The 25,180-nt window shown below is 69.1% G+C and carries 23 protein-coding genes, 1 tRNA gene and 1 pseudogene; 7 read left to right on the top strand and 18 right to left on the bottom strand.

What is annotated here, in order from left to right:
- Window positions 1-281: 281 nt before the first annotated feature.
- Window positions 282-617, bottom strand: a complete 336-nt coding sequence (locus tag ACH4NX_RS25445; RefSeq protein WP_351387190.1) for a hypothetical protein — start codon at window positions 615-617, stop codon at window positions 282-284.
- A 373-nt stretch (window positions 618-990) separates the two neighbouring features.
- Here ACH4NX_RS25445 and ACH4NX_RS25440 point away from each other — a divergent pair, with 373 nt between their 5' ends.
- Together ACH4NX_RS25440 and ACH4NX_RS25435 are read left to right on the top strand one after the other, a co-directional pair.
- Window positions 991-1,962, top strand: coding sequence for a helix-turn-helix transcriptional regulator (locus ACH4NX_RS25440; protein WP_351387191.1), 972 nt, complete (start codon window positions 991-993; stop codon window positions 1,960-1,962).
- The gene (locus ACH4NX_RS25435; RefSeq protein WP_351387194.1) at window positions 1,959-2,942 is read left to right on the top strand and encodes a LuxR C-terminal-related transcriptional regulator; all 984 of its coding nucleotides are present in this window, start codon (window positions 1,959-1,961) and stop codon (window positions 2,940-2,942) included. Before ACH4NX_RS25440 ends, ACH4NX_RS25435 begins: the two co-directional genes overlap by 4 nt.
- On the opposite strand, the gene ACH4NX_RS25430 is transcribed toward ACH4NX_RS25435, so the two are convergent.
- The 7 genes from ACH4NX_RS25430 to ACH4NX_RS25400 form a co-directional block, all read right to left on the bottom strand.
- A complete protein-coding gene (locus tag ACH4NX_RS25430; protein ID WP_398128708.1) occupies window positions 2,905-3,948 on the bottom strand; it encodes a LuxR C-terminal-related transcriptional regulator in 1,044 nt (347 codons plus the stop codon). The genes ACH4NX_RS25435 and ACH4NX_RS25430 overlap by 38 nt on opposite strands.
- Window positions 3,949-4,107: 159 nt before the next feature.
- On the bottom strand, window positions 4,108-5,223 hold the full coding sequence (locus tag ACH4NX_RS25425) for a sugar ABC transporter substrate-binding protein (RefSeq protein WP_398128709.1): 1,116 nt from the start codon (window positions 5,221-5,223) through the stop codon (window positions 4,108-4,110).
- 174 nt (window positions 5,224-5,397) lie between these two features.
- Window positions 5,398-5,853, bottom strand: coding sequence for a heat shock protein transcriptional repressor HspR (locus tag ACH4NX_RS25420; protein WP_279566068.1), 456 nt, complete (start codon window positions 5,851-5,853; stop codon window positions 5,398-5,400).
- Between the two features lie 5 nt (window positions 5,854-5,858).
- A complete protein-coding gene (gene dnaJ, locus ACH4NX_RS25415; RefSeq protein WP_398128710.1) occupies window positions 5,859-7,064 on the bottom strand; it encodes a molecular chaperone DnaJ in 1,206 nt (401 codons plus the stop codon).
- A 33-nt stretch (window positions 7,065-7,097) separates the two neighbouring features.
- Entirely contained in the window at window positions 7,098-7,817 is a 720-nt protein-coding gene (grpE, locus tag ACH4NX_RS25410; protein ID WP_351387204.1) for a nucleotide exchange factor GrpE, read from the bottom strand.
- Entirely contained in the window at window positions 7,814-9,670 is a 1,857-nt protein-coding gene (gene dnaK / locus ACH4NX_RS25405) for a molecular chaperone DnaK (protein ID WP_351387207.1), read from the bottom strand. Before dnaK ends, grpE begins: the two co-directional genes overlap by 4 nt.
- A 95-nt stretch (window positions 9,671-9,765) precedes the next feature.
- On the bottom strand, window positions 9,766-11,031 hold the full coding sequence (locus ACH4NX_RS25400) for an undecaprenyl/decaprenyl-phosphate alpha-N-acetylglucosaminyl 1-phosphate transferase (protein WP_398128711.1): 1,266 nt from the start codon (window positions 11,029-11,031) through the stop codon (window positions 9,766-9,768).
- Window positions 11,032-11,273: 242 nt separating this feature from the next.
- Here ACH4NX_RS25400 and ACH4NX_RS25395 point away from each other — a divergent pair, with 242 nt between their 5' ends.
- Both ACH4NX_RS25395 and ACH4NX_RS25390 read left to right on the top strand, forming a co-directional pair.
- On the top strand, window positions 11,274-13,556 hold the full coding sequence (locus ACH4NX_RS25395; protein WP_398128712.1) for a (Fe-S)-binding protein: 2,283 nt from the start codon (window positions 11,274-11,276) through the stop codon (window positions 13,554-13,556).
- A gap of 187 nt (window positions 13,557-13,743) precedes the next feature.
- Window positions 13,744-14,766, top strand: coding sequence for a YIP1 family protein (locus tag ACH4NX_RS25390; RefSeq protein WP_351387215.1), 1,023 nt, complete (start codon window positions 13,744-13,746; stop codon window positions 14,764-14,766).
- A 72-nt stretch (window positions 14,767-14,838) separates the two neighbouring features.
- On the opposite strand, the gene ACH4NX_RS25385 is transcribed toward ACH4NX_RS25390, so the two are convergent.
- Both ACH4NX_RS25385 and dcd read right to left on the bottom strand, forming a co-directional pair.
- Window positions 14,839-15,336, bottom strand: coding sequence for a phosphoribosyltransferase (locus ACH4NX_RS25385; RefSeq protein ID WP_345597162.1), 498 nt, complete (start codon window positions 15,334-15,336; stop codon window positions 14,839-14,841).
- A gap of 28 nt (window positions 15,337-15,364) precedes the next feature.
- Window positions 15,365-15,940 (bottom strand): dCTP deaminase, encoded by a 576-nt coding sequence (gene dcd / locus ACH4NX_RS25380; protein ID WP_351387218.1) that lies wholly within the window; start codon window positions 15,938-15,940, stop codon window positions 15,365-15,367.
- Window positions 15,941-16,515: 575 nt separating this feature from the next.
- On the opposite strand from dcd, the gene ACH4NX_RS25375 reads away from it, so the two are divergent.
- Window positions 16,516-16,589: transfer RNA gene (locus tag ACH4NX_RS25375), tRNA-Gly, on the top strand.
- 457 nt (window positions 16,590-17,046) lie between these two features.
- The gene (locus ACH4NX_RS25370) at window positions 17,047-17,613 is read left to right on the top strand and encodes a Uma2 family endonuclease (RefSeq protein ID WP_398128713.1); all 567 of its coding nucleotides are present in this window, start codon (window positions 17,047-17,049) and stop codon (window positions 17,611-17,613) included.
- A 192-nt stretch (window positions 17,614-17,805) separates the two neighbouring features.
- Here ACH4NX_RS25370 and ACH4NX_RS25365 read toward each other — a convergent pair whose 3' ends face one another.
- The 7 genes and pseudogenes from ACH4NX_RS25365 to ACH4NX_RS25335 form a co-directional block, all read right to left on the bottom strand.
- Entirely contained in the window at window positions 17,806-18,033 is a 228-nt protein-coding gene (locus ACH4NX_RS25365) for a hypothetical protein (protein ID WP_351387222.1), read from the bottom strand.
- Window positions 18,034-18,104: 71 nt separating this feature from the next.
- Complete coding sequence (locus ACH4NX_RS25360; RefSeq protein ID WP_398153366.1) at window positions 18,105-19,847, bottom strand: N-6 DNA methylase; 1,743 nt, start codon at window positions 19,845-19,847, stop codon at window positions 18,105-18,107.
- Window positions 19,848-19,954: 107 nt separating this feature from the next.
- A pseudogene (locus ACH4NX_RS25355) lies at window positions 19,955-20,335 on the bottom strand (PIN domain-containing protein); the annotation flags it as partial.
- Window positions 20,332-20,613 carry a hypothetical protein gene (locus ACH4NX_RS25350; protein WP_398128714.1) on the bottom strand — a complete coding sequence of 94 codons (282 nt, stop codon included), beginning with the start codon at window positions 20,611-20,613 and terminating at the stop codon, window positions 20,332-20,334. The pseudogene ACH4NX_RS25355 and the gene ACH4NX_RS25350, both read right to left, overlap by 4 nt.
- Window positions 20,614-21,022: 409 nt before the next feature.
- Window positions 21,023-21,400 carry an antibiotic biosynthesis monooxygenase family protein gene (locus ACH4NX_RS25345; RefSeq protein WP_398128715.1) on the bottom strand — a complete coding sequence of 126 codons (378 nt, stop codon included), beginning with the start codon at window positions 21,398-21,400 and terminating at the stop codon, window positions 21,023-21,025.
- Complete coding sequence (locus ACH4NX_RS25340) at window positions 21,397-21,873, bottom strand: hypothetical protein (protein ID WP_398128716.1); 477 nt, start codon at window positions 21,871-21,873, stop codon at window positions 21,397-21,399. Before ACH4NX_RS25340 ends, ACH4NX_RS25345 begins: the two co-directional genes overlap by 4 nt.
- Complete coding sequence (locus tag ACH4NX_RS25335; protein ID WP_398128717.1) at window positions 21,870-23,255, bottom strand: FAD-binding oxidoreductase; 1,386 nt, start codon at window positions 23,253-23,255, stop codon at window positions 21,870-21,872. Before ACH4NX_RS25335 ends, ACH4NX_RS25340 begins: the two co-directional genes overlap by 4 nt.
- A 77-nt stretch (window positions 23,256-23,332) precedes the next feature.
- Here ACH4NX_RS25335 and ACH4NX_RS25330 point away from each other — a divergent pair, with 77 nt between their 5' ends.
- Complete coding sequence (locus ACH4NX_RS25330; protein ID WP_351387236.1) at window positions 23,333-24,448, top strand: YafY family protein; 1,116 nt, start codon at window positions 23,333-23,335, stop codon at window positions 24,446-24,448.
- A gap of 128 nt (window positions 24,449-24,576) precedes the next feature.
- On the opposite strand, the gene ACH4NX_RS25325 is transcribed toward ACH4NX_RS25330, so the two are convergent.
- Window positions 24,577-25,152, bottom strand: a complete 576-nt coding sequence (locus tag ACH4NX_RS25325) for a CGNR zinc finger domain-containing protein (RefSeq protein WP_351387239.1) — start codon at window positions 25,150-25,152, stop codon at window positions 24,577-24,579.
- Window positions 25,153-25,180 lie beyond the last annotated feature (28 nt).

Below are 25,180 nucleotides of genomic sequence, written 5' to 3'. Positions count from 1 at the left end.
GGCGGTCGGCCGTGTCTCCCAGTGCTGACTCAGACAACGTACACAAAGTTGAGTCTATTCCACTCAAGGAAGAAACGCGGGCACGACTTGCCTCCGCGCGACCACCGCGCTTCCCCTCTGTGGGTGCCCACGCGACGCGAGAGGATTTCCAGCCAGGCCGGCGGCAGGGGGATACCCGGAAATGTCACCGCAAACGACAGCGGCGTCACCGTGTTCAGGTCACGGTGACGCCGCTGCCGGGGGGAAGCACCTGAGCGATTTGTTGCGACGGGGGAATCGCGTCAGGCACTGCGGGGGGTGGCTGAGATGGTCCTCACTTCGGGGATCTCGGGCTGTGCGAGCCGGTGATCCCGCTGGTCCAGGTTCACAAAGATCATTCCGTACCGGATGGCACACCGCACGGGCTGCGGCGCCCCCCGAGGCCGCCGCAGGCACCGGTAGGCACGCACGTCTCCGTCCTCGTCCAGCGTGACGACGACCGGCTCGCCGAAGACGGTCACCATCAGGGAGTCACCGGCGTGGGGGATCGCGGTGACCAGGTCGATGAAGTGCCAGCCGGAGCGGTAGGCGGTGGCCATCTCGCGCCGGAAGGAGCGGTCGTCGGGTGGTGTGGTCATCAGTCAGCCCCAAGTGCTGTCGTCTTCACCAAGGGGAACAGGCGCCGCACTGTCCACGGTCGTAGCAACCGTGGCAGCAGCCATTCCCCAGGTGCTGTCCGCCCGAATGTCGACCTTCGCGCCGGAGAGACCAGTCAGTGCACCGACGGCCACGACGGCGGAGAAGGCGACAGCAAGCACCGAGCGAAGCAATCTGTTGCGCATAATCGGCTTCGTCCTCACTTGAAGGTCCCTCTTCCCCCGTCGAACAAGACGATGGCTCATTCGGGCACGTCATGGCCACACAATCAGTGCATCATGTTCCTGCATGTTCAGGACCCTGGGGGGTGTAGATTTGACAACGAATCAGACTAAAACGCCACATCCCCATGCGATGTCCGAACTCTGTGAGGAGGGCAGTCGCCTCTACGCGACGGCCCTGCGTACGGGCCGCGTCACCCGAGGGGACGTGGAAGCTGTTCCATGCCTGATGGAGTTCGCTCTTCTCCACCCAGATCCGGACGATGCGAACTGGCTGTGCCCTGTGCCCCCGTCGGTTGCCTTGGCTCAGCGGCTCAACTCGATCGAGCGAGAAATCGCCGAACGCCGACGAATGTCGATCGAACTGGCCGATGCGTTCGAACCGTTCCTGACTCTCGGCGCACACGCCACCACGAACACTCACTCGATCTCAGTCCTGGAAGGACTCGATCGCATCAACGCGGCACTGGACCTGGCCACGGCCGAGTGCCGATCGGAGATGCTCACGGTCCAGCCGAGCGGCCGGCGCCTGGAACACACCCTGCTGCAAGGACTCGAGCGCGACAGGCCTCTACTCGAGCGCGGCGTGCGCATCAGGACTCTCTACCAGCACACGGCGCGGTACAGCCCGGAGACGCTGGGCTACGTGTCCCAGTTCGCGGAGGGCAAAGTCGAGTACCGGACGATCGACGAGCTGGTGGAGCGCCTCATCGTGTGCGACGAGTCCGTCGCCTTCATTCCCACGCGTGATGATCGCCAGGTGGCTCTGGAACTCCGGCACCCGGGGCTCGTGCGTTACTTGATCAAGGTCTTTGAGTTCATGTGGTCCCGCGCGGTTCCGTTGAGTACAGGCGCTCCCTACGAGACCGCGCCCGACGGCATCACGGAGATCCAGCATTCCATTGCCAAGCTCCTCGTGGAGGGCCACGTCGACGAGGCAATCGCCCGCCGTCTGGGCATGAACGTGCGCACCTGCCGGGCCCACATCGCCAAGCTGGCGATGGCCCTGGGGAGCGGCAGCAGGGCCCAGCTCGGCTACCTCATAGCCCAGTCGGGGATCCTGGAGCAGGAACCCCGGGACCTGGGAGGAGACAACCGCTCATGACCGACGAGACCCACCAGCATGCAGGCGAGGAACCGTGCGAGGCGGGTCTCAAGCTCTACTCCCGCGCATTGCGTGAGGGGCATGTGAGCAGTGCCGCGGCCATCACAGCGCCCTGCCTGATCGATACCGGTCTCCTCCACCCGGCCGTCGACGACCTGAACCGGTTGGAGCCGGTCGCACCGACCGTCGCCCTGCAGCGGTTGCTGCGCGCCTCGGAGGACCGCATCGCCGACGAACGGAAGCGCGGGCAACGCATCGCCGACGTCTTCGAGCCACTCATGCGCCTCGGCACACGCACTGCGGCGAGCGAGGGCACTCCGTCGCTCAGGATCCTCAGCAGCAAGGAGCGCATCAGCAAGGCCATTGCCGAGACTCTGTCCGACGCCACGGAACAGGCCCTGACGATCCAGCCCTACCGGGGCACCAACTCCCCACCCCCGCAGGACAACGAGCGAGCGCTGGAGCGAGATCAGGCGTTCCTTGACCGCGGCGGTCGCATCCGTACCCTCTACCAGCACACGTACCGCCACGCTGCTCACGTACTCGACCGCTACGAACGCCTGACGGGCGACGTAGAGGCCCGCACTCTCAACGAAGTGACCGAACGCCTCATCGTCGTGGACCGCACGGTCGCCTTCATCCCCGCCAGCGCGGACCGCACCCTCGCCCTCGAAGTCCGCCACCCCGCACTGGTCACCTACTTCGTCAACACCTTCGACCGCCTCTGGCACCTGGCCACCCCCATGCACCCCCAAGCCGTCAGCCAGCCCACCCTCAACGGCATCACCCCCCGCCAACGCGCCATAGCCGCCCTCCTCGTCGAAGGCCACACCGACACCGACATCGCCGACCGCCTCGGCATGAACGTCCGCACCGCCCGCGTCCACATCGCCAAACTCGCCGCCACCCTCGGCAGCGAAAGCCGGGCACAGCTCGGCTACCTCATCGGGCAGTCGGGGATTCTGGACCAGGAACCCTGACGGGGGCGGCCGGTGCCGTGCCGCGCGGGGAGCCGTCCAGGCCCGCCTGGGCGATGCGCACCCCCAACTGCGTGCGGCTGGTCGCGCCCAGGGTCTCCGAGAGGCGGGCGATGTGGGCGCGGGCCGTGCGGACGCTTATCCCCAGGCGCTCCGCGATCACCGCGTCCTGGTGGCCCTCCGCCAGCAGCGCCGCGATGGACTGCTCGCGGTGGGAGATGCCCTCGATGCCGGTGTCGGGGAGCGGGGCGGTCAGGGGAATCGCCAGGCGCCACAGGCGTTCGAAGACGGTGACCAGGTAGGCGACCAGTGCGGGGTGGCGTAGCTCCAGGGCCACCGTGCGCTCGGTGTTGGCGGGGATGAAGGCCACCGTGCGGTCGAAGAGGATGAGGCGGTCGACGACCTCGTCGAGGGTGCGGGCCTCCACCGTGTCGCCCATCAGCTCCAGGTAGTTGAGCAGGCCCTGCCCGTGCCGGGCGACGTGCGTGTACATGTCCCGCATCCGCACCCCGCGCCCGCGCAGCGCCAGCGCCCGGTGCAGCCCTTCCGACAGCTCGGCCTCCCGCCGGATGCCGCCGGGCTGGACGGTGAGCACCTCCGTCGTGCACGCCTGCGTCGCCTCGTCCATCGCCGCCTGGATGCGGGTCAGGCCGTCGAGGACCCGGATCGCCATCCCCTCGGCACCGGCCACCGTCTGGATCTGCCGGCCGAGGCCCGCGTACCACTCGAAGGCCTCCACCGCGGAACCCACCCGCCGCTGACTGGCACTGACCTCGTCGTGGACCCCGCGCAGCAGGCGGGTCATGACCTCCTGCGGGGAGGTCGGCACCAGCCAGTCCATGTCGTCGGGGTCGGGGTGCAGCAGGGCCAGCTCCAGCAGGCAGGGCACCGAGTCCGCGTCCCGACGGGGCAACCGGCCGCGTCGTACGGCCCGGGAGTACACGCGGTCCCCGGCCGCGCACAGCCGGTCGGCACCGTGTGGATGCTCATCCGCCCCGTGCCCGGCCATCGCCCATCCCACCCCCGGTTCCGGCTCTTTCCGCAGCGCAACTATGCGCGGCCGGGACCGGGTCCGCAACACGGCTCCGCACAGGGAGGCGGCCGGAAAACACCGGTTTCCGGCGGTACACCCAGGGTGCCGGGGAGGTGTGCCGGAACCGGACCGGGACTACTTCAGCCCGATCTCCGCGCAGGCCTCCGCGTACGTGGCGGTGCAGATGTCGGAGACCTTGTAGAAGCCGTCGGCGACGATCTGCTCGAGGTTCTCCTGGGTCAGGGCGACGACCGGGACGAGCTGTGCGGGGATGCCCTTGTGGGTGGGGCTGTCGACCTTGTCGCGGGCGAGCGCGTCGAACTGGATGTCCCGGCCCTGGATCCGCGCCACGGCCATCTCCGCGGCGCTCTCGGCCTCCTGCGGGTAGGACTTGTACACGCTCATGTACTGCTCGCCGGTGACGATCCGCTGCACCGCCGTGAGTTCCGCGTCCTGGCCGGTGATCGGCGGCAGGTCGGTGACGCCCGCGTCCTCCAGGGCCTTGATGATGCCGCCCGCCATGCTGTCGTTGGCGGAGTAGACGCCCGCGATGTTCTTCAGGCCGATCTTCTCGATCGCCTCGATCATGTTCGCCTCGGCGTTCTGCGCCTTCCAGTCCTTGGTGTCGAAGGACTGGGCGATCGTCACCTTGCCGTTCAGCTCGGCCAGCGCACCCGCCTTGAACTGCTTGGCGTTCGGGTCGGTGGACGAGCCGTTCATCATGACGATCTTGTCGGAGCTGTCCGCGCCTTCGCCGAGCGCCTCGACGAGGGAGCGGCCCTGGACCTCACCGACCAGCTCGTTGTCGAAGGAGATGTAGGCGTCGACCGGGCCCTCGGCCAGCCGGTCGTAGGCGATGACCGGGATGCCGGCGTCGTCGGCATCCTCCACGCTGGTACTGATGGACTTCGCGTCGACCGCGTCCAGGACGATCACGTCGACCTTCTCGTCGATCATCTGCTGCATCTGGGCGGCCTGCTTCGAGGCCTTCCCCTCGGCGTTGGCGTACTTGACGTCGCCCTGCTCACGCGTCAGCTCGGCGACCTTCGCCTTGAAGAACGGGTAGTCGAAGTGCTCGTACCGCGTGTTCTCCTTCTCCGGAAGCAGCAGGCCCACGGTGATGTCGTTGCCCTTGGTCGGACTCGCCTCGTCACTGCTCTCCGTCGCTCCCAGCACGCCACAGGCGGCCAGCGGAAGGATCATCATGGGCGCGGTTACGGATATGGCGATACGACGGGCACGGCTGTTCACTGCACTTACCTTCCGACACACGGGCGTTGTGGTGACCCAGGTGAAGGAAGCCAACGCTGTCTTCACTAAATCGTCAAGAAGTACTAGACCAATGAGACAGCACCGTTGCGAACAGGCCCGTCGGTTCGGTCGAACCCACGGGCCTGTCGTCGCCGTTCTGCCTTGTGCGGCCGGTCAGTCGGGGGACTGACCGTGCCGCTTGGGCCGCCACACCACCAGGGCGCTGGTCTGCTGTACCTCCTGGTACGGAACCAGGTCGCGGCGGTACGAGGCGTGTACCGCCGCCTCGCGCTGGCGCATCGCCGTGGCCGCCCCGTCGAGGGCGTCCTGCAGCTCCGCCATGCGGGCCTGGAGCGCGGCGACCTGGTTCTCCAGTTCGATGATGCGCTTGATTCCGGCCAGGTTGATGCCCTCGTCCTGCGACAACTGCTGCACCGTACGGAGCAGGTCGATGTCGCGGGCCGAGTAGCGACGGCCGCGGCCGGCCGTGCGGTCCGGGGAGACCAGGCCGAGGCGGTCGTACTGGCGCAGGGTCTGCGGGTGCAGGCCGGAGAGCTGGGCCGCCACCGAGATGACGTAGACCGGGGTGTCCTCGGTCAGTTCATACGGATTGCGTCGACGACCGTCCATCTCCGTCATGCTCCCTTCGCGGCCTGGAACAGCTCCGCCCGCGGATCCTCGTCCGCGGTCGCCTCGCGATACGCCTCCAGCGCATCACGAGCCTTCCCCGTCAGGTCCTTCGGAACACTCACCTCCACGGTGACCAGAAGGTCACCGCGGGTGCCGTCCTTACGGACCGCGCCCTTGCCCCGGGCGCGCATGGTGCGCCCGCCCGGTGTGCCCGCCGGCAGCTTCAGCGTGACGGGCGGGCCGCCCAGGGTCGGGACCCGGACCTCGCCACCGAGGGCCGCCTCGGCGTACGTCACCGGGACGGTGACGGTGAGGTTGTCGCCCTTGCGGCCGAAGACGGGGTGGTCCTTGACGTGCACGACCACGTACAGATCACCCGCCGGGCCGCCCCGCTCGCCCGGCGTGCCCTTGCCACGCAGCCGGATGCGCTGGCCGTCCGACACCCCGGCCGGAATGCGGACCTGCATCGTCCGGGAGGACTTGGCGCGTCCGGAACCCTTGCAGACGTCGCAGGGGTCCTCGGCGATCAGACCGCGGCCCTTGCAGTCCGGGCACGGGTCGGTGAGCGAGAAGCCACCGCCCGAACCCCGGGCGACCTGACCGGTGCCGACGCAGGTCGGGCACACGCGCGGCGTGCCGTTCTTGTCGCCGGTGCCCGAACAGGCCTTGCAGGGTGACTGCGACGACATCCGCAGCGGGACCGTCGCGCCCTCGATGGCCTCCATGAAGCTCAGGGTGACCTCGGACTCGATGTCCTGGCCGCGCCGCGGCTGGGTCCGCGTGCCGGCGCCGGCGCCGCCGGCTCCGGTGCGGTTGAACAGGCCCCCGAAGACGTCGCCGAGCCCGCCGCCGAAGCCGCCGGCTCCGCCCTGGCCCCCGCCTCCGCCCTGGGCGCCGCCTCCGAAGAGGTCGCCCAGGTCGAAGTTGAAGGTACCGCCGCCGCCCGCGCCCGGCCCCGGACGGAAACCGCCGTTGCCGAAGAGGCTGCGGGCCTCGTCGTACTCCTTGCGCTTCTTGGGGTCACCGAGGATGTCGTTGGCCTCGGAGATCTCCTTGAAGCGCTCCTCCGCCCTGGCGTTCCCCTTGTTGGCGTCCGGGTGGTACTCGCGGGCGAGCTTCCGGTACGCCTTCTTGATCTCGGCCTCGGTGGCGTCCTTGGGGACGCCGAGGACCTTGTAGTAGTCCTTCTCGATGAAGTCCTTGGTGCTCATCCCCGACGTCCCTCCTCTCTCGTCACTTCGAGCTCAGCCCTCCTCCGGGCCACCGCTCTCCTTGTTCCCGGCGTTACCAGTGGTTCCGGCGTTACCCGTACTTCCGGCGTTCCCGGCGTTCTCCGCGGAGTCGGCCGGTGCCTCGGTGCCGCTCTCCTCGGCCGGCTTGGCCGGCTGCGCGCCCGGCTGCGGCTCGGCGACCGCCACCCGCGCGGGGCGGATGGTGCGCTCGCCGATCCGGTACCCGGGCTGCAGGATCGCCACGCACGTCGTCTCCGTGACGTCCGGCGCGTAGGAGTGCATCAGGGCCTCGTGGATCGTCGGGTCGAAGGGCTCGCCCTCCTTGCCGAACTGCTGGAGGCCCATCTTGGCGATGACCGCCTCCAGCGACTCCGCGACGGACTTGAAGCCGCCGACGAGTTCGCCGTGCTCCCGGGCGCGACCGATGTCGTCGAGTACGGGAAGCAGTTCGGACAGGAGGTTCGCGACGGCGACCTCCTTGACCGCGACGCGGTCCCGCTCGACCCGGCGGCGGTAGTTCTGGTACTCGGCCTGGAGTCGCTGGAGGTCCGCCGTGCGCTCGTTCAGCGCCGTGCGTACCTGGTCCAGCTGGGCCACCAGGCCCGCGTTCTCGTTCGCGTCCCCGGCCGGGGCCGCCCCCTCTTCGGAGGCGGCCTTCGGCTCGGCGTCGTCAGGGGTGGCGCCGGAAGGGACGTCGGGCTTCTCTTCAAAACCCGGGGTCTCCTCCGTCACGCGGCACCGTCCTTGCGCTCGTCGTCCACGATCTCGGCGTCGACGACGTCGTCGTCGCCGCCCTTGTCACCCGCGGCGGCACCGGCGCCCGGGGCCTCGCCGCCGGCGGCCTGCGCGCCCTGGGTGTCGGCGTACATGGCCTGGCCCAGCTTCTGCGAGACGGCGGCGACCTTCTCCGTGGCGGTGCGGATCTCGGCGCTGTCCTCGCCCTTGAGCTTCTCCTTCAGCTCGGCGACGGCGCCCTCGACCTCGGTCTTGATCTCGCCCGGGACCTTGTCCTCGTTGTCCTTGAGGAACTTCTCGGTCTGGTAGACGAGCTGCTCGCCCTGGTTACGGGACTCGGCGGCCTCGCGGCGGGCGTGGTCCTCCTCCGCGTACTTCTCGGCCTCCTGGCGCATCCGGTCGACCTCGTCCTTCGGCAGCGAGGAGCCGCCGGTGACGGTCATCTTCTGCTCCTTGCCGGTGCCGAGGTCCTTCGCCGTGACGTGCATGATGCCGTTGGCGTCGATGTCGAAGGCGACCTCGATCTGCGGGACGCCGCGGGGCGCCGGCGGCAGACCGGTCAGCTCGAACATACCGAGCTTCTTGTTGTACGCCGCGATCTCGCGCTCGCCCTGGTAGACCTGGATCTGCACGGAGGGCTGGTTGTCCTCGGCGGTGGTGAAGATCTCCGAACGCTTCGTCGGGATCGTCGTGTTCCGCTCGATCAGCTTGGTCATGATGCCGCCCTTGGTCTCGATACCGAGGGACAGCGGGGTGACGTCGAGGAGCAGGACGTCCTTGACCTCGCCCTTGAGGACACCGGCCTGCAGGGCGGCGCCGATGGCGACGACCTCGTCCGGGTTGACACCCTTGTTGGCGTCCTTGCCGCCGGTCAGCTCCTTGACGAGCTCGGCGACGGCGGGCATCCGGGTGGAGCCACCGACGAGAACGACGTGGTCGATCTCGGACAGCTGGATGCCGGCGTCCTTGATGACGTTGTGGAACGGCGTCTTGCAGCGCTCCAGCAGGTCGGACGTCAGCTGCTGGAACTGGGCGCGGGTGAGCTTCTCGTCCAGGTGCAGCGGGCCCTCGGCGGACGCCGTGATGTAGGGCAGGTTGATCGAGGTCTCGGTGGACGAGGACAGCTCGATCTTCGCCTTCTCGGCGGCCTCGCGCAGGCGCTGGAGCGCCATCTTGTCCTTGCCGAGGTCCACGCCGTGGCCCGACTGGAACTGCTTGACCAGGTAGTCGACGACGCGCTGGTCCCAGTCGTCACCACCGAGGTTGTTGTCACCGTTGGTGGCCTTCACCTCGACGACGCCGTCGCCGATCTCCAGCAGCGAGACGTCGAACGTGCCGCCACCGAGGTCGAAGACCAGGATGACCTGCTCGTCCTTGTCCAGGCCGTACGCCAGCGCGGCGGCGGTCGGCTCGTTGACGATGCGCAGGACGTTGAGGCCCGCGATCTCACCGGCCTCCTTGGTGGCCTGGCGCTCGGCGTCGTTGAAGTACGCCGGGACGGTGATGACCGCGTCGGTCACCTTCTCGCCCAGGTAGGACTCGGCGTCCCGCTTCAGCTTCTGCAGCACGAAGGCGCTGATCTGCTGCGGGTTGAAGTCCTTGCCGTCCAGGTTGACCTTCCAGTCGGTGCCCATGTGGCGCTTGACCGACCGGATGGTCCTGTCGACGTTCGTGACCGCCTGGCGCTTGGCCACCTCGCCGACCAGCACCTCACCGTTCTTGGCGAAGGCGACGACGGACGGCGTGGTCCTGGCGCCCTCGGCGTTGGTGATGACGGTGGGCTCGCCGCCCTCCAGAACGCTGACGACGGAGTTAGTCGTGCCCAGGTCGATGCCGACCGCACGTGCCATGGTGAATAACCTCCAGCTGACTTGAGTGGAACAGGCTCAAGTGTGCACGACGCCCGTCGCTGGGTCAACAGAGGTGAGTCAGGGTCGCTCAACTCTTATCCGTTCCTTACGCGCAATGACGCGCTGACCTGCGCGTTCTCCCCGCTCCCGGCCTGACGAGCCGGAAAAACCGGCGCCCGGAAGGGCGCACGAGCCGGTGCACCCGTCACCTCGGGAGACTCCTGAGGCGGCCGCGGAGGCCACTCCCGAGGCCGCCCCGGCGCCCCCGTCCGCCTCGACTGCCCCGGCCGCGCCGGCCGCATCGGCCGCATCGGCCGCGTCGGCCACTCCGTCGGCCCCGGCGGCGCCGCGCGGGGTCCGCCGATCCGGGCCCGCACCCCCGCCCGCCGCTTCCGCGGCTCGTACACCCGCACCCGCAGCAGCGCCAACACCACGACGACCGCTCCGCCCGCCACCCACAGCAGCGCCGTCGTTCCCGCCCAGCCGGTATGCACGAGCACGCCCACGAGTACCCCGCAGAAGGAGGCCACACCGAGGACCACCACGGCGCCCTGCGGAGTGAGCCCGAGCCGCCGCAGGCGGTGCGCGAGATGGTCGGGCCCGCCGCGCAGCGGGGGCCGGCCCGCCAGCCGGCGCGAGAGGAGTACGAGGACGGCGTCGACAACCGCCAGAGCGGTCAGCGCGAACAGCACCCCCACGCCGGCCCCGGGCTCGCGGCCCGCCCGGGTGAACACGGCCGCCGCGGCGAGCAGGAAGCCCGCGAAGAGCGACCCGCACGCGCCGAGCGCGATCCGCGCCGGATGCGCGTTGTGCAGCAGGAACCCGGCCAGCGCGGCGGCCAGCGCGCTCAGCAGCACCGCCAGCCCGTCCATCAGCTCGGCCGCGGCACAGGCACCGACACCGAAGGCGGTCACCACACCCACCGTGCCGGCCACCCCGTCCGCGTGGTCGAGCCCCCGGAAGGCGACGGCCGCCAGCGCGATCCAGCCCACGGCGAGCACCCCGGCCACCGGCCCGGTCACGTCGTACGGCACCACGTACGCCGCCGCGAGGGCCGTACCGGCGATCAGCCACCGCCGTCGCAGCCGCCAGACGTCGGCGGCCAGGCCGAGCGCGCCGACGGCCGCCCCGGCCACGAGCACCCGGCCGACCCCCGTACCGAGGGGCACGACACCGGTCCGGTCCCCTGCCCACGCGACCAGCCCGGTCACGAGGGCGACGGCCACACCGCCGACCGGGGGAACGGGCCGCTGCCGTCGCCGGTCGACGAGGGAGAGGCGCAGCGCGGGCCTCCTCAGCAGCGCGGCGAGCAGGGCGGCGAGGAGAAAGGAGGCGGTGGCAGCAGCGATCCCGTAGAGCACGGCCACAACCTATGCCGGAAACAAGCTGAATATCATGATTTGCGATGAATGGCGCGTCCGACTCAGCGGGACCCGCGTGACCGGCCGCCCGGCCCGCCGGTCAGGGTTGCCTCAGCGACGCAGATCACCGCACGTCCGGCTACAGTGCGGCGGAGGATGGGGGTAGTCTCAGACGAACTACCTAAGTTACCGCTTAGTAATACCGCCCCCCTCGAAACCTCGCAGGCCCGAGGAGCCCCAAAATGCAACTCGCCGCGATCATCGTGTCGCTGGTCCTGATCGTGGTCGGCGTCGCACTGTTCGGCCGCGCCGTCCTGCAGATCTACAACTCCATGCGGCTGGGCCAGCCCGTACCGGCCGGCACACGGACCGACGAACCCGCACAGCGCACCATCACCGTGGTCAGGGAGTTCCTCGGCCACACCCGGATGAACCGCTGGGGCATCGTCGGGGTGGCGCACTGGTTCGTGGCGGTGGGCTTCTTCTCCCTGCTGCTGACGATCGTCAACGCGATCGGCCAGCTGTTCGAAGCCGACTGGATCCTGCCGGTCATCGGCGACTGGGCGCCGTACAACGTCTTCGTCGAGTTCATCGGCACGATGACGGTGCTCGGCATCCTGGTCCTGATCGGGATCCGCCAGCTGAGCAAGCCGAACAAGCCGGGCCGCAAGTCCCGCTTCGCCGGCTCCAACTTCGGCCAGGCGTACTTCGTCGAGGCCGTCATCCTCATCGTCGGCGTCTGCATCTTCATGCTGCACGCCCTCGAGGGCGCCCTGCACCACGTGGACGGCTACGAGGCGTCGTTCTTCATCTCGTACCCGGTCGTCTCCGCGCTCCAGGACCTGGACGTCTCCACGCTCCAGAACCTCGTCTACCTCTTCGCCGGCCTGAAGATCGCGACCTCCTTCATCTGGATGATCACGGTCGCCCTGAAGACCGACATGGGCGTGGCCTGGCACCGCTTCCTCGCCTTCCCGAACATCTGGTTCAAGCGCGACGCGAAGGGCGGCACCGCGCTGGGCGAGCTGCTGCCGATGACGTCCGGCGGCAAGCCGATCGACTTCACCGACCCCGGCGACGACGACGTCTTCGGCGTCTCCCAGGTCGAGCACTTCTCCTGGAAGGGCCTGCTCGACTTCTCCACCTGCACCGAGTGCGGCCGCTGCCAGTCGCAGTGCCCCGCCTGGAACACGGGCAAGCCCCTCTCCCCCAAGCTCCTGATCATGTCCCTGCGCGACCACGCGCACGCCAAGGCCCCCTACCTGCTGGCCGGCGGCGGCAAGACGATGGAGGGCGAGGAGAAGGCGTCCGAGGAGCAGCTGGCGGGTGTCCCCGCGGCCGCCCTCGCCGAGGCCGAGCGCCCGCTGGTCGGCACCGCCGAGGAGAACGGCGTCATCGACCCGGACGTCCTGTGGTCCTGCACCACCTGCGGCGCCTGCGTCGAGCAGTGCCCGGTGGACATCGAGCACGTCGACCACATCGTCGACATGCGCCGCTACCAGGTCATGATCGAGTCGGCGTTCCCGTCCGAGGCGGGCACGATGCTCAAGAACCTGGAGAAGAAGGGCAACCCCTGGGGCCTGGCGAAGAAGCAGCGCCTGGAGTGGCTCAAGGAGCTGGACTTCGAGGTCCCGGTCGTCGGCAAGGACATCGAGGACCTCACCGAGGTCGAGTACCTCTACTGGGTCGGCTGCGCCGGCGCCCTGGAGGACCGCGCCAAGAAGACCACCAAGGCCTTCGCCGAGCTCCTCCACATCGCGGGCGTCAAGTTCGCCATCATGGGCGGCGACGAGAAGTGCACCGGTGACTCCGCCCGCCGCCTCGGCAACGAGCCCCTGTTCCAGGAGCTCGGCATGGAGAACGTCATGTCCCTCAACGCCGCCTTCGGCGAGGAGATGGACGAGGACGGCAAGGTGCTGCCCGAGTCGGCGAAGCCGAAGTCGGCGAAGAAGATCGTCGCCACCTGCCCGCACTGCCTCAACACCCTCGGCAACGAGTACCCGCAGCTCGGCGGCGACTACGAGGTCATCCACCACACCCAGCTGCTCCAGCACCTCGTGGACGAGGGCAAGCTGCTCCCGGTCACCCCGGTCGAGGGCATCATCACGTACCACGACCCGTGCTACCTGGGCCGCCACAACAAGATCTACACGCCTCCGCGCGAGATCATCGCCGCCGTCCCGGGCGTCCGGAACGAGGAGATGCACCGCCACAAGGAGCGCGGCTTCTGCTGCGGCGCCGGTGGCGCGCGGATGTGGATGGAGGAGCGGATCGGCAAGCGCATCAACAACGAGCGCGTCGACGAGGCCCTCTCGGTCAACCCGGACATCGTCTCCACCGCCTGCCCGTTCTGCCTCGTCATGCTGACCGACTCGGTCAACGGCAAGAAGAACGACGGCAAGGCCAAGGAGTCCATCCAGGTCGTCGACGTCGCCCAGCTCCTCCTCGACTCCGTCAGGACCCCGGCCGACCCGGCGGGCGAGCCGGAGACGGAGAGCGAGCCGACGCCGGAACCGGTGAAGTAACCGGCCCGCCTTCCTCGCGCCGACACCCTCAGGTCCCGTACGGACCTGGGGGTGTCGCCGTATACCGGTACGCCACTGTCGACGGCCGCCCCCTCAAGGGGCCTCGGGGAATCGTCGGGGAGCCGTCGGGAGCCCTCGGAGAGTCGTCGGGAGCCCTCGGGGAGTCCTCGGGGAACACCCGTAAGGGATGTCACAGCTCAGCCGCAAAGGACGCCCCGAAGGGCCGGTCCCGGCACGTCACTCTCCGGGACCAGGTACGTTCGAAGGCGTGGCTGGATTCAGGATCGGACGCGGCCGGGACAACGGCGCTCCTCACGCGCGACCGCAAAACCCTCCGTACGGACAGCAGGCGCCCCAGGGACCGTCGTACGGCGGTCCGGCGACGCCTCAACAGCCGTACCCGCAGCAGCCGTACGGGGGTGGCGGCCCCGCCCCCGGCGGCTCACCGTGGCCCCAGCCGCACGGCTCAGGACACGGCGAGCCGGAGTACTTCGGCGACGGCGGCTACCCCCAGGGCGGCCCGCACCACCCGCAGGGCGGCCAGGCCCCGTACGACCCGTACGCCGCCAACAACCCGGGCCACACCCAGGCGTTCACCGTCGGCGACGACCCCTACAACCAGGGCGGGACCTACCGCGCCGGCTCCGCCCCGCCGCCCGGCCCGGTCGGTCCCCGCCTGCACTGGAAGGCCCTGCTGAGGGGAGTCGTCCTCGCCCCCAACCAGACCTTCCTGCAGATGCGGGACTACGCGATGTGGGTCCCGGCGCTCATCGTGACGTTCCTCTACGGCCTGCTGGCGGTCTTCGGCTTCGACGGTGCCCGCGAGGAGGCGATCAACGCCACCCTCTCGAACGCGATCCCGATCGTCCTGACCACGGCCGTGGCGATGGTGCTGAGCGCCTTCATCCTGGGCGTGGTCACCCACACCCTGGCCCGCCAGCTCGGCGGTGACGGCGCCTGGCAGCCCACGGTGGGCCTCTCCATGCTCATCATGTCGATCACGGACGCCCCGCGTCTGGTCGTCGCGATGTTCGCCGGCGGCGACGCGCCCTTCGTCCAGATCCTCGGCTGGGCCACCTGGGTCGCGGCCGGCGCCCTGCTGACCCTGATGGTGGGCCGCTCCCACGACCTGCCCTGGCCGAAGGCGCTCGGCGCCTCCGCGATCCAGCTGATAGCGCTGCTGTCGATCGTGAAGCTGGGCACGTTCTGACGGGCCGACCGGCACGCGAAAGGGCCCCCGGCGCGACGCCGGGGGCCCTTCGTGGTTCTTCCGTACGCCGGATCAGGCGTCGAGCACCTGCCCGGACCGCCGCACGACGGGCTCCTGAACCGACCACGGGAAGTTGATCCAGTCGTCGGTCCGCTTCCACACGTACTCGCACTGGACGAGCGAGTGGGACTTCTCATAGATCACGGCGCTGCGGACCTCCGCGACCGTGTCCAGGCAGAAGTCCCGCACCAGCTTGAGTGTCTTGCCGGTGTCGGCGACGTCATCGGTGATCAGGACCTTCTTCCGCGAGAAGTCGATGACGTTGGGCACGGGCGCGAGCATGACCGGCATCTCCAGCGTGGTGCCGACGCCGGTGTAGAACTCCACGTTCACGAGGTGGATGTTCTTGCAGTCGAGGGCGTAGGCCAGCCCGCCCGCCACGAAGACCCCGCCACGCGCGATGGAGAGCACTATGTCGGGCTCGTACCCGTCGTCGGCGACGGCCTGCGCGAGCTCGCGCACGGCGACACCGAACTGCTCGTAGGTCAGATTCTCCCGAACATCACTCATGCGCGCGTCCCGCCTGCGTTCTCACTGGTCATACCTGGGTCCGATGGAAGTTGAGGAAGGACCGCGAGGCCGTCGGCCCCCGCTGTCCCTGGTAGCGGGACCCGTACCGCTCGCTCCCGTAGGGGTGCTCGGCCGGCGACGTGAGCCGGAACAGGCAGAGCTGCCCGATCTTCATCCCCGGCCACAGCTTGATGGGCAGGGTCGCGAGATTGCTGAGCTCGAGCGTCACGTGCCCGGAGAAGCCGGGGTCGATGAACCCGGCGGTGGAGTGCGTGACGAGTCCGAGCCGCCCGAGCGAGCTCTTCCCCTCCAGCCTTGAGGCGAGGTCGTCGGGCAGTGAGACGACCTCGTACGTACTGGCCAGCACGAACTCACCGGGGTGCAGGATGAACGGCTCGTCCCCCTCCGGCTCCACGAGCCGGGTCAGGTCCGCCTGCTCGACGGAGGGGTCGATGTGCGGGTACCGGTGATTCTCGAACACCCGGAAGTAGCGGTCGAGGCGCACGTCGATACTCGACGGCTGCACCATGGAGTCGTCGAAGGGATCGATGCGGACCCGCCCGGAATCGATCTCGGCCCGGATGTCCTTGTCTGAGAGAAGCACGCACCGAGGATACGCAAGGCGCGCGGAGCAGCGACAATCGCCGCCGCGCCGCGCGCCAGGTCCTACTGGGTCCTGCGAGTCCTACTGGGTTCCGCTGGGTTCCGCTGGGGGTCTCCCTCCCGGAAGACCGGCTACCGCTTCTCCGAGCCCACGGGCACGGCACTCCGCAGCCGCGCGCACCGCGGACATCGGACGAGCCGACCAGGGCCGAGTCGCTCGGCCTGCTGCATCGGGAACGAGGCGGCGGTGAACACGTGCCCATCGGCACAGCGGAGGACGGTGCGATCCATCAAGTCCTTCAAGTCCCTTCCCCAAGAGCCGCGTCTGGCTTACTACCCTGACGACAAAAGCCACAGTACGGGATCAAAGAGACGACTCTCCAGGCGGCACTCCGGCCTCTCCCGGCCCCACTCCCGGACCTGCTGCCGGGCCCCCACCGTACGCCCCAACTCCGGCCCCCCGCAGCCGCATCACCCCGCCCGAAACACCCACCCGCCCCACGGCGCGGACACCGTGGGGCGGCGATGGGGTAGAGTGAGCGAGAGTCCAGGCACCGACCGTGGTCGGCGTCTTACGCGGGTGTAGTTTAGTGGTAGAACATCAGCTTCCCAAGCTGAGAGTGCGAGTTCGATTCTCGTCACCCGCTCCATGAAGAGGGCCCAGGTCATCGACCTGGGCCTTACTTGTTGTCTAGTCCAATCAGGGGGCGGCGTGCCCTCAACGTGCCCTATTAGGGGACGAAGGAGCCCCGGACCCAGAGCGGTTCGTTGCGGCCGAATCACACCGGTCGTGTCGCGTCCGTTCTTGTCCTCCGGGTGCCTGTCAGGCGAGGTACCTGCTCCGCCCATCAGCCCGGTACCGGCAGACACACGCCCTCACCAGGCGCTACTACCGGAGCCGGAAGACCAGACGGTAGCGCCGCGAGTCTCCGTTCGGCCGTCCGCTCCCGCAGAAGAGTCACCACTGCCAGCACGGGCAACAGAACGTTCGCATGGCTGACGAGAGGCAACCGCGAGCCGAGTTCTGCGCAGAACGCCGGACGAGCGAACGCAGTACGCTGAGTCGCGCGGGACCAGGCCCGCCGCACAGTGTCCGGGAGGCGTGTCATGACTGCCGAGATGGTGGCCCCGGCGTGGATGCACCAGCAGATCACGGCCGAGGAGTACGAGTCGTGGTCTGCGGAGCAGTGCGTCGGCATCGAGATCGTGGACGGAATGGTCGTCGTGAGCCCCAGCGCCTCCAAGCGGCACAATCGGCTGGCCCGGCTCCTGGCGAACGCCCTGGACGCCGCAGCCGGCCCCGATTGGAACGCCGACACGGATTTCGACGTCCGGCTTCAGGACGTCCCGCTGACCAATCGCCGCCCCGACGTCATCGTCTACCGTGCGGACACGATCGACATCACGCCCACCCGTCCGGAGCACGTGCTGCTCGTGGCCGAGGTGGTGACGCCGGGCTCGGAGACCACCGATCGGATCGTGAAGGTGGACCAGTACGCCAAGGCCGGGATCGGCTTCTACTGGCGGATCGAGCAGGCCTCGACGGGCACACCGCTGGTGTATACGTACCTGCTCGATCCCGCGACGAGGACGTACCGCGAAGGGGACGTGTTCGCCGGCACCATGAAGATCACCGCTCCCTTCGCGGCGGAGATCGACCTCGGCCAGATCTGAACCGGTCGCGGGGCGAGTTCGATTCTCGTCACCCGCTCCAGAACGTAGGCCCAGGTCAGAGACCTGGGCCTTTTTGCTGGCCTTGCTGTGGCAACAGCAGAACCGTTGCGGAAGGCCGTCGAGAGCTTCGCCGTGACCGTGGCTCGAAGGTCTCGGTCGGCCGGGTCCAGCAGTGCGGACGATCAGTGCGGGTCAGCCCTGTCGTTTGAGTTCACGTACCGCCGCGGGTAGCGCGAGGCACAGGGCGAAGGAGGTTGCGAAGCCCCCTCCGCCTGCCAGAACCACATCGGTGGAGCCAACGCCCGACCGGAGTGCCAGCAGGCTTACGAAGAGGCCGACCACCATGGAGCAGGCGACATACAGTGCCAGCCACAGTTGCCACGTACGTGCGGAACGGGCTGTCGATTCGGGCATGGACATGGACCGATCCTTTCGAGAGTCGTGGGTGAGAAGGGAATGGGCGCTTGAAGTCGCCCAGCGCTGACAGGCGGTCACAGCGGCTCGACGGCGCCGTGCAGCAGGTGTTCGGAGAGTTCGGCCCGCAGCCGACCGAGCGCCGAAACGTACGAGGCATACGCGTCGGCGCGTCGGCCGAGCTCATCGAGAAGAGCCACGCTCCGCCGCTGCTGCCAGATCGGCGGAAAGCGCACGGGAAGGTGACCCAGAGCTGCGGAACTCAACGAGGGGGCTGCCGTGGCCGCCGCACGGTGGGACATCCACTCGCGCGAATGCCGGAGGCTCAAGTAGGCATGGAGGTAGAGGGGGTCGATCTCGGCGTTCAGCCGTACGCGCAGACGCACCACGTTCGAGCTGAGCAGCCATCCGGCCTGCGTGCCGGAGACCAGTGCGGGTTGTCGCTGCGCACCCGTGCGTACGCAGACGATGTCGTTCGGAAGCAGTTCGAACTTCTTGTAGCGCTCGGCCGTCTGGCACGAGACGCGGTCCCGCGTCTCGTCCGCGATCCTCCCGTCAACGAGATCCTGCGGGAAGACGAGCGGGATGCCGACGTCCACCGTACGTGCCTCTGCTGACAGGCGGGTGTACGACGGCCCGGGTCTGATTTCGCAGAGCTCCACGAGGAGTGCCTTGTTCCAGTCGCCGGCCCCCGAACCCGTGCGGTGGCCGCTCCCCGATTCCCTCGCGCGCCGCTCCAGCAGACGCAGCCTGTCCGTGCAGTCCGCCACCGCCTCGTCGGCTTCGAGCAACTGCTCCGTGACGGGAGCGGCGCCGTAGTCCCCGCTTCCCAGGTAGTCGGCAGGACGGAGTGAACATCCCCCATCGGCGACGACCTCGCGGGCCACGACGACAGCGGAGAAGCCCCTCTCGGACGCACGCACCCCGTACTCGCTGTCCGGGCGCTGCTCTCCGTCGAGCCACGGGCGGACCACGGCTGTGATCGCGTCGCGATCCGCGTCCCGCAACACACGCCGGCGTCGGACCTTGGTTCCCAACTCTTGGGCGTCGACGAACAAGATGCCTTTCCTCGTCGGACGCTCCGCTTGTCGCAGCACCCACAGGGACACCGGCACGGGCGTCGCGGAGAACAGATGGGACGGCACTGTGATGACGCACTCCACGGCCGATCCACGGACAAGGGCACGGCGGATCTCCCGCTCGGCGGTGTTCACCGAGTTGCCTGCCTTGACCGGCATGACCACCACCGCCCGGCCACCGGGTACCAGCGCGCCGAGGGCGTACTGCACCCAGGCGAAATTGTCATTGCCCTGTGGCGGTGATCCGTACGGCCATCTTCCGGTCCGGCGCCCGGGGCCCGGAGCGTCGCTCATGTTGAACGGAGGGTTGGTCAGCACCACGTCGACACTGTGTTCGCGGTTCGGTGGCCATCGGTCGGACCGGGTGCTGGTCAACCGCGGCCGCACGCCGAGGTGGAGAAGGTACAGACTCGCGACCGCTTGCAGCCGGCCGTCGAGGGTCTCGCCGAACACGGTCCCGCGCGCGCCTCCGAGGTGGCGGTGCGCAGCCGCCAGCATCTCTCCCCCTCTCATGTAGGGGTCGAGTACCGTGGTCTTCCGTCCCGGGGTCAGTACGAGCGCCGCAGCCAACGAGGCCAGCCCCACCGGGCTGCAGAACTCCGAGCTCTGCAGCCCTTCCCGGGCGCTGAAAGACTCCCACACGAGCTGGAACGCACCGACGTCTGTGCCTGCCGCCGTCCGTACTGCCGTGGCGAGGTCGTCCCAGCTCCGCGGTTCCAGTTGCAGCAAGCTGCTGCGCATGTCGGTGCGGTCGCCGTTCCGGCGCAGCGTCTCCTGCGCCATGTCTCCGAGGGAACGAAGCAGCGCTTGCACGTCTCCGGCTCCTTGGCCTGCCGACACGATGTCCTCAGACGCGGATGCTCGGCGGTGGGCAGCCCGATGTCTTCTACACCGGACGTCAGGATCGTCACCCGGCCGGGACGATGCAGGGCGGTCGCGCACAGCACGGCGTCGATGGCGTACTTGTGGCCGTGCAGCCCCGCCGTGCGCAGCAAGGCGGCCGCGGACTGCGCGAGGGCCTGGGTAACCGGCTCGACACTCAGACGGGACAGGGTCCACTTCAGTGCGGCGTCATTGACCTTCGGGTGGATCACCTCGACCAGCACCGCCGCCGAGGTGACCACGGGCAGGTCCGCGTCGCGAGCCGCCGTCAGCCACTCGTGGATCTCCCGATCCCGCCCTACGGCCTTCGCCAGTCCCTCGCTGTCCAGGACCAGGGCACCGCTCACGCGGCCGCCCCGGCGTCCGATGCGCCGCCGGTCAGCCGGGCGTGCTTGGCTGTCACGGCCGCGGGGTCGGCCGGGCCGTGCATCTTGTCGAAGTCCGCGATCAGCTCGTCCAGGTGGTCGCGCTCGATCTGGCGCTGGGCCGCCTTCTCCAGGTACGCCGAGACGCCTCGCTTGCCGACCCGCTCACGGAGCGCCCGCAGAGTTCCGGCGGTCAGCGTGAGGGAGATACCACTGGTGTGGCCGTCGCCGGGCGGGAAGTCAACGTCGTCATCAGTCACACATCGAGTACGCCCATTCAATATGGCACGGCGTGCAGCGGGGGCACGGGCCGGGCCGTGATCGGCTGACGAGAGGAACCGGCGCCGGGGGTGGTGGGCCGTACAGCGGCAGCACCACCTCAACGGCCGATCTGCGCATGGGGCGGACCATGCGGAGTCTCCCCTGGTGGCGCCAGCTGCCACTCTTCCCGGGACTCCGTGCCCTCCGCGTGCCCGTAAGGGCGGGAACCCACGGTCAACAGCGGTGCCATCCGAGCCACGCGACCACCTCGAAGTACCGCTGCCCATGCTGGTCAAAGCTGCGGACCCCAGGCCGATGGCCTGGGGTCGCTTTCTTGTTTCCCTTCGGACGAGTGAGCCCCTGCCTCCTCTCGATCGGTGCCGGTCCCGCGCAGGCCGGCACGGTGGGTCAGTGCGGTTTCCTCGGAGTCGTCGCCGCGGCGGAGAACTCCGCGGCGACGTCGTACAACCCTCGGCTGGATGTGACCGGCACCCGCGAGTCCTCCTGTACGGCTCGAGTGCGCTTGCGGAACTCGGGGTCCGCAGTGCCCGCCTCCCACGCCTCCCTGCTCGTCCAGTGAGACACGTTGACGAGCTGGAACCGGGTCTCTGAGCGGTGGGCACGGTGCAGCCGGGAGTCGATGAAACCGGGCTTGGTGCTCATGAGGGCGGCACGCTGTTCCCACTCGGTGATGAACGCGTCGAGGTGATCAGCGGGTATCTCGAAGATGTTGATGAAGGTCACGGCGGTGCCCGGCACGTGGGCGGGCCGGTGGTGAGTGGTCACGGGGAACCCCAGGAGTGAGCAGGGAGCCGGGCCCTGGCGCGCAGTGCGTCAAGTTGGAAGACGGAGAGCAGCGAGACGGGCACGGCCTGCAGGGCGATCCACACCGTGCCGACGTGGGTGGTGTCCCACCGGCCGAGGGCGAGTGAGGCGATGCTCGCCGCCACCCACACCGCCCCGAACACGATCACGGACAGCACCCACGCGGACGGTGGACGGGCACGAAGGGCCAGAAGAGTGACGCCGGTGCCGATCGTCGGCATCAGGCCGCCGACGGTGATCACCAGCGTGCCGCCGACCCCGAGGAGCCGGGCGAGACGCGTGGGGGCAAGAAGGTAGGCCAGCCCGAAGAGGATCATCCCGGTTGCGTCCAGGGCGAGGACGCGACGGAGCCGGTCATCCACCGGCGGGCGGGACAGCGCCTCGGTGCCGGCGCGGATGACGGGGTCATCGAGGCCTCCGGGAGTCGGCGTCATGCGCCGGTACCCGGCGCGATGTTGTAGTTGAGGCGGAAGGTGTTCCGTGGGTCGTACGCCGCCTTCAGCCCGGTCAGTCGCCTGTGGTCGTCCGGGGTGTAGGCGGTGCGGGTCCGTTTCTGGTCGGCTGCGGCGCCGTGGCCCATGAGGTTGAGGAACCGGCCGGCGGCCCAAGGCTCCAGCTCCTCGAACAGATGCCGGAGGAACGCGAACGCGTGTGGCCCGGCCGCCGAGTCGTTCGTCAGAGGCACGAGGACCGCCAGCATGAAGGGCGCGTCGCGCCGGCCGACGGCGTTCGGGTGCGCGGGCCGACGGGAGAGCGCGCCGCCCAGGTGGCGCACTTCCACGATCGCGGGCGGCGCTGCCTCGTCGCTGACGTGCTTGAGGAGCGTACGGACCGTTCCCCCGTCGGGGTCGGCCAGGAAGACGTTGTCTGCGGCCCACGGCATCGGGACCGGAGGGTCGTCGTGGATGTCGGCGTTCTGCTCGTAGGGCATGTCACGCAGGTTCTCCACCAGCCGGGGGCCGAGCCGGCGGAGCGGCTCGACCAGGCGGGTGCCGGCCTCGGGGGAACCGGTGAAGGCGATCCGCACGTGCCAGACGCGGCGCCCTCGCATCGGCTCCGGAACCTGCGGATCGTCCGGGAAGGGGATCAGCGCCACCGACGAGTTCATCTCGTCCGGCACCGTGTCGGCCCACCCCGCGTACGCCTCCAGGAGGCCGGGGACCTGCTCGGCGTCGTAGAAGAGGCCGCCGCCGTAGAGCCGGACCACCGGGACCAGGCCGAACTCCATGCCCGTGACGATGCCGAAGTTGTCCCGTCCGCCCAGCAGGGCCCAGTACAGGTCCGGCTCGGCCTTGGGGGTCACGTGGCGCCGCTCGCCGTCGGCGGTCACCACGTCCATGGCCAGCACCCGGTCCGCCGCCCAGCCGTGGCTGCGTCCGAGTAGAGGGAGACCACCGCCCAAGGTGTAGGAGACGATGCCCACGTGCGGGGCGGAGCCGTTCAGCGGCGCCAGTCCGTGCCGTGCCGCCTCGGGAACGAGCTGCTCGAAGCGGGCGCCGGCCTCGACGTACGCGCTTCGTGCGGCCGGGTCGACGCGGACCGTGGTCATGCGCCGGGTGGTGACGAGCAGACCGCTCTCGGCGGGCACCGAGAAGCCGTGCCCGGTGTTCTGCACCGCGACCGGCAGGCCACGTGCGGTGGCGAAGGCGACGGCCGCCGTCACGTCGTCGGCCCGCGCGGCCCCCACGATCACCTCCGGACGGTGCCGCACGGCCAGGTTGAATCCCGTGCGTTCCTCGTCGTAACCCTCCTGACCGGGCCACAGCACAGGCCCCTCACAACGGGCGGCCAGGGAATCGAAGTCGGTGCGCTCCACAGTCCTGCTCCTTCGTCGGTATCGGCGGGAGCAATCCTGAGACGCATATATGACACCGGCCGTCATATTCTGCGGGGGTGAAGTTCGAGCGCCTGCTCTCGATCGTGCTGCTGCTCCAGCACCGTCGCCTGGTCCCGGCGAAGGAGCTGGCCGAACGCCTGGAGGTGTCGCAGCGCACCATCTACCGCGACGCCGAAGCGCTGTCGTCGGCCGGTGTTCCGGTGTACGCCGAGCGCGGCAAGAACGGGGGCATCGGGCTGCTGCCCGGTTTCCGCACCGACGTCACCGGCCTGACGACCGACGAGGCGCGCGCACTGTTCGTGCTGGCGTCCCAAAGCGCACACGCGGCGCTCGGCCTGGACCACGCCCTCGGCTCCGCGCTGCGCAAGGTGATGGCCGCGCTGCCCGCACCGCACCGCCCGGCGGCCGAGCTGACCAGCCGCCGCATCCTGGTCGACCCGGAGCGCTGGCATGCCGCGCCCCGCTCCGACACGGACCTGGAGGCGCTGTACGCCGCGGTCCTCAGTGACCGTCGGCTGCACATCCGCTACCGCCACAGCGGCCGGAGCGCGCTGCGCGGCTACACCGTCGACCCGTACGGCTTGGTGGCGAAAGCCGGTACCTGGTACCTGGTCGCCGATCATCGGAGCAGGCCCCGACTCTTCCGCACCGACCGGCTGGCACAGGTCCGTGTCGTCGAAGCCGCGGCACACCGTCGTCCCGGTGTGGAGCTGGCCCAGGTCTGGCACAGCCTTCGCCGCGAGGTGGAGGACCGCACGACCGGCGTTCGGGTCACCGTGCGGTTGCGCCGAGAGCGGGTGGACATGGTGACCCGCATCGCCGGCAGCTACTTCACCGGACCACCTGTCGCCGAAGCGGGCACCGGGGAGTGGCTGCGGGTGGAGGTGGTCTATCCCGTGGTGGAAGCGGTCCGCCACCTGTTGCAGTTCGGCACCGACGTCCAGGTCGTCGGACCCGCCGAGGCCCGTGCGGAGATGGCCCGTGTCGTCACCGAGTTGACCGGGCTCTACGGCGTTTCCCGCGTGTCGGCTTCACCAACGCCCTTGCGGGCCGCATCGCCGCCGTCACTGGCCGGGCGCTCTGCTGGTGCGGCCGAAGTCGCCGGACGGGCCATGTCCCACCCGTGCGATCGCGAATCGTCATCCGCGGACCCTCACCGCGGCAGCGGATGACCCCAGGATCTGACGCGTGCGGGCGATACGACGAATCCGTGCAGGTCGGGCGCCCTGTGGATACTCAAGCGCCGCCGCTTCCCAAGTTGAGAGCGCGAGTTCGATTCGCGTCACCCGTACCGCTGTCTCTACTCCGCCGGTCTTGGGGTGTCGCGCTGTTTCGCATGGAAGCGTGCCTTCTTCTGGCGGTTCCCGCACGTGTTCATCTCGCACCATTTGCGGGTGCGGCTCTGGCTGGTGTCGAAGAACGCGGCCTGGCAGGTCGGTGACGCGCACAGGGCCAGTTTTCCGTCTCGTTCGCCTGAGATGACGCTGATCGCGTCGGCGGCGATCACGCTGAGGGCGTCTTCCACGGAGGAAGCCGAGTCCAGGCGCCATTCGCGATTTCCCTCGGGCGTCAGGACAGCGGCGGCCCGCCCCCGAACGCTGCGGTCGTTGATGACCTGGACAGCGGACGCGGGGAGAGGGGCCTGGATCGCGGCCGCTGTCGCGGCGGCGTGGATCGACTCCCTCAGTGCCCGCGCGAGGTCGAGCTGGGCGGGGGTGCAGGACTCCACGGCCAGGCCGTTCACCGCCAGCCAGTCGACGAGTCGCTGCGGCGTGGGAATGCGCTCCACAGCGTCGCCACGGCGCTCCGTCAGAGTCGCCGTGAAGCTGGTCGCCAGCACGTTACCGAGACGGAAGTCAGGTACCTCACCATGCATGGAACCACCTTAGCCGGTTGCTGCCGGG

Origin of the sequence: Streptomyces sp. NPDC017225, from assembly GCF_044331465.1 — a bacterium.
In the GTDB taxonomy this organism is placed as follows: Bacteria; Actinomycetota; Actinomycetes; order Streptomycetales; family Streptomycetaceae; genus Streptomyces.
Note: the sequence above shows the minus strand (reverse complement) of the source record. Positions and strands in the feature narration are given on the sequence as shown.